Here is a 7,265-nt window from a genome sequence, read left to right as displayed (position 1 = left end):
GCCCCGAGCGTCAGACGGCGGCGGAGACGACGTCGTCCACCGGCCGGGCGTCCGCCGCCCGCCGCGCGACCCACGCCGCACCGACGCCCGCGGCGACGAAGAGCGCGCCCAGCGCGAGCCAGCCGGGCGTGCCGAACCGGATGGGCAGCGCGGTGACGACGACCGGCGCGACCATCCCGGCGAGCGCGTAGCCGGTCTGCGACAGGCCCTGGTAGGCGCCGGCGCGGCGCGGGTCGGCGAGCTCGAACGCCATGCCCCACCCGCCGGCCTCGGACAGCACCTCGCCGAGCGAGTGCGCGACGGCGGCGAGCAGCAGCAGCGCGGTCGCGGCGACGAGGCTGCCGTGCCCGGCCGCGGCGTACAGCACGCAGGCGCCGGCCAGCAGGAGGGTGCCGCGACGCACGGCCCGGCCTGCCGCCCGCACCTCGTGCGTGCCGCGGGACGCGCGGACCTGCAGCAGGGCCACCAGCGCCGTGTTGACCACCAGCAGCGCGGACACGACGGCGGTCGGGGCGTCGGTGGTCGCGACCCACAGCGGCACGCCGACGGTCATGACGCCGAACTGCATGGCCACGACGGCGTTGAGCACGACGCTGGCGACGTACGTGCGGTCGCGCAGCGGGTGCACCCCGGGCGCGGCCGGGTGCGCGGCGTCGGCCGCGGCGGCGTCCGGGGTGTCCGCGACGGGCGCGTCGGCGAGCATCCGCACGGCCAGCTCGGGCACCCGGCGCGGCAGCCGGACGAGCGGCACGACGGCGCCGAGCAGCAGCACCGCCGTCGCGACCATCGCGGTGCGGTAGGCCGCCGCGGTGTCCACCAGCAGCGCGACGGCGGCGGCCAGCGTGCCGAGCCCGATGAGGACGTTGGTCACGACGCGCAGCCGGGCGCGGACGTCGACGCGCTCGGGACCGGTGAACCACCGGGCCAGCAGCGCCTGCCGGGCGGTGGACTGCACCCCGCGCCCCGCGCTGACGACGACGGCGACGGCGGTGAAGCTCACCGCGTCGGAGGTGAACGAGTACGCCGCCAGCGCCAGCGCCTGCGCGAGCAGGCCCCACACCTGCACGCGGTGCGCGCCGCGCCGGTCCGACCAGCGCCCGGCGAGGTAGGACCCGAGCACGCCCGCGCCGCCGGCGATGCCGAGGCCGAGCCCGACGGTGGTCGCGGGCAGCCCGACCACGCGCGTGAAGTACAGGACGGAGACGGTGTAGAAGATCCCCGTCGACGCGGCGAACGCCATGGTCGAGACGGTGAGGGCGCGCGCCACGGGATCCCGCGGCAGGAGGGTCTGGATCACGGCACCAGTAGGGACCCGTGGGCCCGCACCCGGAACGGATGTAGCGCTGCACTACATCTATGCTCACACGATGGGACGGAGTCGCTGATGGGGTGGATGCACTACGAGCTGGCCGGCATGGACCTCGCCGACGTCCGCTTCGCCGTCTCCCCGCTGAACGAGCTGGTGCTGTCGCTGCGCGCGTGGCGCGACCCCGGCCGCTTCCCCGTGCACCTGCCGTGGCTGCGCCGCCTGCAGGAGGCCCGGCCCACGCTCGACGGCGAGATGCTGCTCGCGCTGACCAACGAGGTGATGTGGACCCCCGACTTCCTCACGCCGCGCCCGGGCAGCCCGCTCACCCGGCTCGACGACGAGCTCGCCGGCGTGGCCGCCGTCGACGACGCGGTGGTGATGCACGGCCTCGCCGCGGTGCACCCGGGCGGCCTGCCCACGCCGCTGCGCGGCCCGCTCCCCCGCGTGCGGCGCCGGATGCTCGACGCGCTCACCGGCTACTGGGACGCCTGCTTCGCGCCCGTCTGGCCGCGGATGCGCGCCGTGCTGCAGGCGGACGTCGTGCACCGCGGCACCGTGATCTCGGCGCGCGGGGCGGGCGCGATGTTCGCCGACCTCTCCCCGCGGGTCTCGTTCGCCGACGGCGTGGTGAGCGTCCGCCTCGGGACGCTCAGCGGGGAGCACCGCCGCTCCACCACCGGCGCGGGGCTCACGCTCGTGCCCACCCTGTTCACCCGCGCGGCGTCGGCCCCGATCTCACCGGGGGAACCGCCGATGATCATGTACGGCGCGCGCGGCACCGGCACGCTCTGGCAGGCGGAGCGGCACGTGGCGGGTGACGCCCTCGTCGCGGTCCTGGGCCGCGCGCGGGCCGGGCTCCTCACGGCCCTGGAGCAGCCGGCGTCCTCCACCGAGCTCGCCCGCCGCCTCGACGTCACGACCAGCGCCGTCAACCAGCACCTGCGCGTGCTGCGCGACGCCGGCCTGCTGACCTCCGCCCGCTCCGGCCGGTCCGTGCTGTACCTGCGCTCCGAGGTGGGCGACGCGCTGGTCGGAGGCGGCCGCGAGGCCCGGTGACCCACCCCACAGCCCGATCCCCCGGCACGCGACAGTTTCCCGACACCGCGTTGGTATCGTTCCCGACATGACGTCGGCAACTCATGCCGGCGCGGAAGGGAGCACGATGTTTCTGGCGTGGCGCGAGCTGCTGTTCGCGCGGGCACGGTTCGGCCTGATGGGAGGTGTCGTCGCCCTCGTCGCGATCCTCGTCGTCATCCTCTCGGGGCTCTCCTCGGGGCTCGTGAACGACGGCGTCTCCGGGCTGAAGAAGCTGCCCGTGACGGCGTTCGCCTTCGACGAGGGCACCCCCGTCGACTCCGCGTTCTCCCGCAGCACGGTGGAGCGGGACCAGGCGGACCGATGGGCACAGCAGGACGGCGTGGCCGACGCCGCGCTGTTCGGGAACCAGCTCGTCAACGCGGAGGGCCCCGACGGCGAGGCGGTCGACCTAGCCCTCTTCGGCGTCGAGCCCGACTCTTTCCTCGCTCCCTCCCCCGACCTCGTCGCGCAGGGCGCCGGGCTCGGGCAGCGCGACGGGATCGTCGTCAGCGAGACCGTGACCGACCTCGGGCTCGGCGTCGGCGACACCGTGACGGTCGACCGGCTCGGCACCGAGCTGAGGATCGTCGGCGTCCTGGACGGCCAGCACACCTACGGGCACGTGGACGTCGCGTACGTCCCCCTCGCCACCTGGCAGGAGATCCACGCCGGCGCCGGGCCCGCCGACGACGTGCGCCCCGACGCCTACGACGAGGCGACCGCCGTCGCGCTGAAGGAGTCCGACGGGGCCGACCTCGACCTCGCGGCCGCCGGCACCGGCACGGGCACGGCCGCGGTGCCTCTCGAGGACTCGTTCGAGGGGTCGCCGGGATACGCGGCCGAGACCCTCACCCTCGACCTCATCCAGACGTTCCTCTTCGCCATCTCCGCCCTCGTGGTCGGCGCGTTCTTCACGGTGTGGACCATCCAGCGCCAGCACGAGATCGCCGTGGCCCGCGCCATGGGGGCCCGCACCGCCTACCTGGTCCGCGACGCCCTGGGGCAGGCGGCGGCCGTCCTCGTCGGCTCGACCGCGGTGGGCGTGGGCGTCGGGGTCGGGTTCGGCGCGCTGCTGACGTCCACCCCCATGCCGTTCTCGCTCGAGCCTGTGCCGGTGGCGGCCGCCGCCGCGCTGCTGATCGTGCTCGGGCTCCTCGGCGCGGCCGCCGCCGTCGGCCGCATCGCCCGTGTCGACCCGCTCACCGCCCTCGGAGGACAGCGATGACCCAGCCCGCCCCCACCACCACGACCACCGGGCGGCGCTCCGCCGCGGGCGACGGCCTCCGGCTGGTCGACGTCACGCTCACCCTCGGCGACGGCGACGCCACCGTCACCGCGCTCGACCACGTCGACCTCGCCGTCCCGGCGGGCGAGCTGCTCGCCGTCGTCGGCCCGTCCGGCGCGGGGAAGTCGAGCCTGCTCGCGGTCGCCGGGGCGCTGACCCGGCCGGACTCCGGCACCGTCCTCGTGGACGGCGTGGACGTCGGCGCGTTCTCCCCCTCCCGTCAGGCCCGCCTGCGGCGCGAGCGGATCGGCTTCGTGTTCCAGTCGGGCAACCTCCTGCCCGCGCTCACGGCGGTCGACCAGCTCCGCTTCGCCCTGCACGCCACCGGGCGCAAGGTCGCGGGGTCCGCGCGGTCGCCGCTCGAGCTCCTGGAGCAGGTCGGCATGGCGCACAAGGCCGGCCGCCGGCCGCACGAGCTGTCCGGCGGCGAGCGCCAACGCGTCGGGATCGCCCGTGCGCTGGTGACGGCCCCGGCTCTCCTGCTCGTGGACGAGCCGACCGCGGCGCTCGACCGCGCGCGGAGCCACGACGTCGTCGAGCTGCTCGCGGCCGAGACGCACGACCACGGCGTCGCGACGGTGATGGTCACCCACGACCACGACGTCCTGGAGCACTGCGACCGGGTGGTGCGGATGGAGGATGGGAGACTGGTCGACTGACCGTCACGCCCCGGACCCGCGGGCCCGGGGCACCCGCGAGGAGGAGTGCCCGTGCCGCGCATCAGCGCCCCCACCGTCGCCGAGCACCGCGCGGCACAGCAGCGGGCGCTCCTCGACGCCGCGCGCGCGATCCTCGCCGAGACCGGCCGCCCGCCCACGTTCGCGGCGCTCGCCGAGCGCTCCGGGCTGGCCCGCCCCAGCATCTACCAGTACTTCCGCTCCGCCGACGACCTCCTGCGCGCCATGGTGGAGGACGTCTTCCCCCGGTGGGCGGCGACGGTCGCGAGAGCCATGGACGACGCCGACGACGACGCGGGCCGGGTGCTCGCCTACGCGCGGACGAACCTCGAGCTCGTCGCCGAGGGCGAGCACGCCCTCGCCACCGCGCTCGCCGGCGCGGGACCCGCTCCCGCCGTGGCCGAGGGGATGAGGGCGATGCACGGTGAGCTCCTGAGGCCGCTGGTCGACACGCTGCACGCGCTGGGCGTGGCACAGCCGGAGCGGACCGCAGAGCTCGTCAACGCCGTGGTCAACGCGGGCTCGAGGATGCTCGAGTCCGGCGCGCCCCTCGACGAGGTCTGGGCCAGCACCGAGGACCTCCTGGGGCCGTTCGTCGCCCGGCACAGGGCCGACGACGGCACGGACTGAGCACCCCGACCTTCACCCCGCGACGCGCTCCAGGTGCGCGTCGAGCACGTCGAGCGCCCACGCGGCGTCGTCGTCCGGCTCCTGCCGCACGACGTGCAGCGCGAGGCCGTCGACGAGCGCGTGCAGCTCGCGCACCTCGACGCCGGACGGCGCGCGCCCGGTGAGGGCGGCCAGCGCGCGGGCGCACACGTCGCGGATGGCGTCCTGCGACGCACGGTGGCCGTCGCGCAGGGCGGGGTCGGTCATGGCCGCGGTGCCGAGCGCGAGGTACACCTCCATCTCGGTGCGCCGCTCGGCGTCCAGCGGCAGGAGCTGGGCGAGCACGGCCCGCGACCAGCCCGCGCCGTCGACGTCGACGGCGGCGACGCGCTCCCGGAGCCGCTCCAGGACGAGCGCCACGGCGCGCTCGCGCACGCTGGCCACGGTGGGGAACGTGTAGCGCAGCGAGCTCTGCGGCAGGCCGGCCTCCGCGGCCACGTTGCGCACGGACAGGGCCTCGAGACCGTCGCGCACGAGGACGCGCCACGCGGCCTCGGACACCTGGCGGCGGCGTTCGTCACGGTCGAGCTTCTGGGGCACGGGGCCATGTTCGCACAGTCGTGCGAAGTGTGCTAGAACTGTCTTCGCACGATCGTGCGACAACGTTCCAAAGCAGATCCCCGACAGTGCACGACAGAAGGGAAGTGAGAGCCGTGGACTGGCTGATCCTCATCGCCGCCGGCGTGATGGAGGCGGTGTGGGCGACCGCGCTGGCCGCGTCGCGCGGCTTCAGGCGACCGGTGCCGACCGTGCTGTTCGTCGTCGGGCTGGCCCTGAGCATGTGGGGCCTCGCGCACGCGATGCTCACCATCGAGGTGGGCACGGCCTACGCGGTGTGGGTGGGCATCGGCGCGGTCCTCACCGTGCTGGTCGCCATCGTCCGCGGCGACGAGCGGCTGACCGTCGCGCGGGCGCTGCTGCTGGTCGGCCTGGTCGGGTCGGTCGTCGGACTGAAGGTGGTGAGCTGACATGAGCGCCGAGAACGTGGACGCGAGGAAGAACGTGACCACCGTGGCCTGGGTGGTGCTGGTGGCCAGCGCCGTCCTCGAGGCGGTCTGGGCCACCGCCCTGCACGCCAGCCGCGGCTTCACGGTGCCGGCCGACACGATCGTCTTCGTCGTCGCGCTGTCGCTGAGCATGCTCGGCCTGGGCTACGCCGCGAAGCACATCCCCATCGGCACGGCCTACGCCATCTGGACCGGCGTCGGCGCCGCGCTCACCGTCGCCTGGGCGATGGTCACGGGCGCGGAGACGGCGTCGCTCCTCAAGGCCCTGTTCCTCGTCGGCATCATCGGCTGCGCCATCGGCCTCAAGGTGGTCGGCGACGGCGCGCACGCCCGCGGCGGGTCGGACGACTGAGGAGTCGCGGCCGAGTCGTCAGACCTCGCGGCGGTGCACGACCTGCGCCGCCGCCTGGTCGCGCGGCATGAGCAGCACCTGGTCGACGTTGACGTGCGCCGGGCGGGTGGCGATCCACGCCACCGTCTCGGCGACGTCCTCGGCCGTGAGCGGCTCGACGCCGGCGTAGACGGCGTCGGCCTTCTCCTGGTCGCCCTTGAAGCGGACCAGCGAGAAGTCGGTGTGCACCATGCCCGGGTCGATCTCGCTGACCCGCACCGGCTGGCCGAGCAGCTCGAGGCGCAGCACGCGGGTGAGCGCGGCCTCGGCGTGCTTCGCGGCGTTGTAGCCGGCGCCGCCCTTGTAGGGCTCGCGGCCGGCGATGGAGCCGATGGTGATGACCTGGCCGTCGCCGCTGGCGATCAGGCTCGGCAGGAGGGCCTGGGTGACGCGCACCGTACCGAGCACGTTGATGTCGTACATGCGCTGCCAGTCGGCGAGGTCGGCGTCCGCCACCGACTCCGTCCCCAGCGCGCCGCCGGCGTTGTTGACGAGCAGGTCGCAGCGCCCGAGCCTCTCCTCGACGGCCGCGGCGAACGCCGCGACGGACGCGTCGTCCGTGACGTCGAGCGGCAGCGCGGTGCCGCCGGTCTCGGCGGCCACCTGCTCGAGCCGGTCCATCCGGCGAGCGCCCAGGACGACGTGGAAGCCCGCCGCCGCGAGGGCGCGCGCGCTGGCGGCGCCGATCCCGCTGCTGGCTCCGGTGACGACGGCGACGCGGGCGCTGCTCGGCATGGGTCCTCCTCAGGACGGTCGGGGTGCCAGCCCAGCGTAGGCGCCCACCCACCCGCCTCGGACAGCGTCGTGGGTGGGATCGTGGCCCTGTCCTGGAACGAGACAGGGCCACGAT

The 7,265-nt window shown here is 75.1% G+C and carries 9 protein-coding genes; 6 read left to right on the top strand and 3 right to left on the bottom strand.

Features of this window, described 5'->3' with window-relative positions:
- Positions 1 to 10 precede the first annotated feature (10 nt).
- Positions 11 to 1,297, bottom strand: coding sequence for an MFS transporter (locus ACFWEK_RS16535; RefSeq protein ID WP_430554740.1), 1,287 nt, complete (start codon positions 1,295 to 1,297; stop codon positions 11 to 13).
- Between the two features lie 87 nt (positions 1,298 to 1,384).
- Here ACFWEK_RS16535 and ACFWEK_RS16530 point away from each other — a divergent pair, with 87 nt between their 5' ends.
- The 4 genes from ACFWEK_RS16530 (at position 1,385) to ACFWEK_RS16515 (ending at position 4,978) form a co-directional block, all read left to right on the top strand.
- On the top strand, positions 1,385 to 2,365 hold the full coding sequence (locus tag ACFWEK_RS16530) for a DUF5937 family protein (RefSeq protein ID WP_430554739.1): 981 nt from the start codon (positions 1,385 to 1,387) through the stop codon (positions 2,363 to 2,365).
- A gap of 106 nt (positions 2,366 to 2,471) precedes the next feature.
- Positions 2,472 to 3,611: an ABC transporter permease gene (locus ACFWEK_RS16525; RefSeq protein ID WP_430554738.1), complete on the top strand. Its 1,140-nt coding sequence runs from the start codon at positions 2,472 to 2,474 to the stop codon at positions 3,609 to 3,611.
- Positions 3,608 to 4,330 carry an ABC transporter ATP-binding protein gene (locus ACFWEK_RS16520; protein ID WP_430554737.1) on the top strand — a complete coding sequence of 241 codons (723 nt, stop codon included), beginning with the start codon at positions 3,608 to 3,610 and terminating at the stop codon, positions 4,328 to 4,330. The genes ACFWEK_RS16525 and ACFWEK_RS16520 overlap by 4 nt, the downstream gene beginning before the upstream one ends.
- 51 nt (positions 4,331 to 4,381) lie before the next feature.
- Entirely contained in the window at positions 4,382 to 4,978 is a 597-nt protein-coding gene (locus tag ACFWEK_RS16515) for a TetR/AcrR family transcriptional regulator (RefSeq protein WP_430544665.1), read from the top strand.
- Between the two features lie 12 nt (positions 4,979 to 4,990).
- On the opposite strand, the gene ACFWEK_RS16510 is transcribed toward ACFWEK_RS16515, so the two are convergent.
- Positions 4,991 to 5,557, bottom strand: a complete 567-nt coding sequence (locus tag ACFWEK_RS16510; protein WP_430544666.1) for a TetR/AcrR family transcriptional regulator — start codon at positions 5,555 to 5,557, stop codon at positions 4,991 to 4,993.
- A 113-nt stretch (positions 5,558 to 5,670) separates the two neighbouring features.
- Between ACFWEK_RS16510 and ACFWEK_RS16505 the strand changes: the two genes are divergently transcribed.
- The gene (locus tag ACFWEK_RS16505) at positions 5,671 to 5,985 is read left to right on the top strand and encodes a DMT family transporter (RefSeq protein ID WP_430554736.1); all 315 of its coding nucleotides are present in this window, start codon (positions 5,671 to 5,673) and stop codon (positions 5,983 to 5,985) included.
- Between the two features lies 1 nt (position 5,986).
- The gene (locus ACFWEK_RS16500) at positions 5,987 to 6,376 is read left to right on the top strand and encodes a DMT family transporter (RefSeq protein WP_430544667.1); all 390 of its coding nucleotides are present in this window, start codon (positions 5,987 to 5,989) and stop codon (positions 6,374 to 6,376) included.
- A gap of 18 nt (positions 6,377 to 6,394) precedes the next feature.
- Here ACFWEK_RS16500 and ACFWEK_RS16495 read toward each other — a convergent pair whose 3' ends face one another.
- Positions 6,395 to 7,150 (bottom strand): SDR family NAD(P)-dependent oxidoreductase, encoded by a 756-nt coding sequence (locus ACFWEK_RS16495; protein WP_430554735.1) that lies wholly within the window; start codon positions 7,148 to 7,150, stop codon positions 6,395 to 6,397.
- Positions 7,151 to 7,265 lie beyond the last annotated feature (115 nt).

It is taken from the genome of Isoptericola sp. NPDC060257 (assembly GCF_042726645.1).
Taxonomy (GTDB): Bacteria; Actinomycetota; Actinomycetes; order Actinomycetales; family Cellulomonadaceae; genus Isoptericola; species Isoptericola nanjingensis.
This window is presented reverse-complemented; position numbering and strand designations above follow the sequence as displayed.

What these genes read in the sequence shown, in the direction of transcription:
- ACFWEK_RS16530 (WP_430554739.1), top strand. Translation starts at nt 1,385, where the DNA reads ATGGGGTGGATGCACTACGAGCTGGCCGGCATGGACCTCGCCGACGTC.
- ACFWEK_RS16525 (WP_430554738.1), top strand. Translation starts at nt 2,472, where the DNA reads ATGTTTCTGGCGTGGCGCGAGCTGCTGTTCGCGCGGGCACGGTTCGGC.
- ACFWEK_RS16520 (WP_430554737.1), top strand. Translation starts at nt 3,608, where the DNA reads ATGACCCAGCCCGCCCCCACCACCACGACCACCGGGCGGCGCTCCGCC.
- ACFWEK_RS16500 (WP_430544667.1), top strand. Translation starts at nt 5,987, where the DNA reads ATGAGCGCCGAGAACGTGGACGCGAGGAAGAACGTGACCACCGTGGCC.
- ACFWEK_RS16495 (WP_430554735.1), bottom strand. Translation starts at nt 7,150, where the DNA reads ATGCCGAGCAGCGCCCGCGTCGCCGTCGTCACCGGAGCCAGCAGCGGG.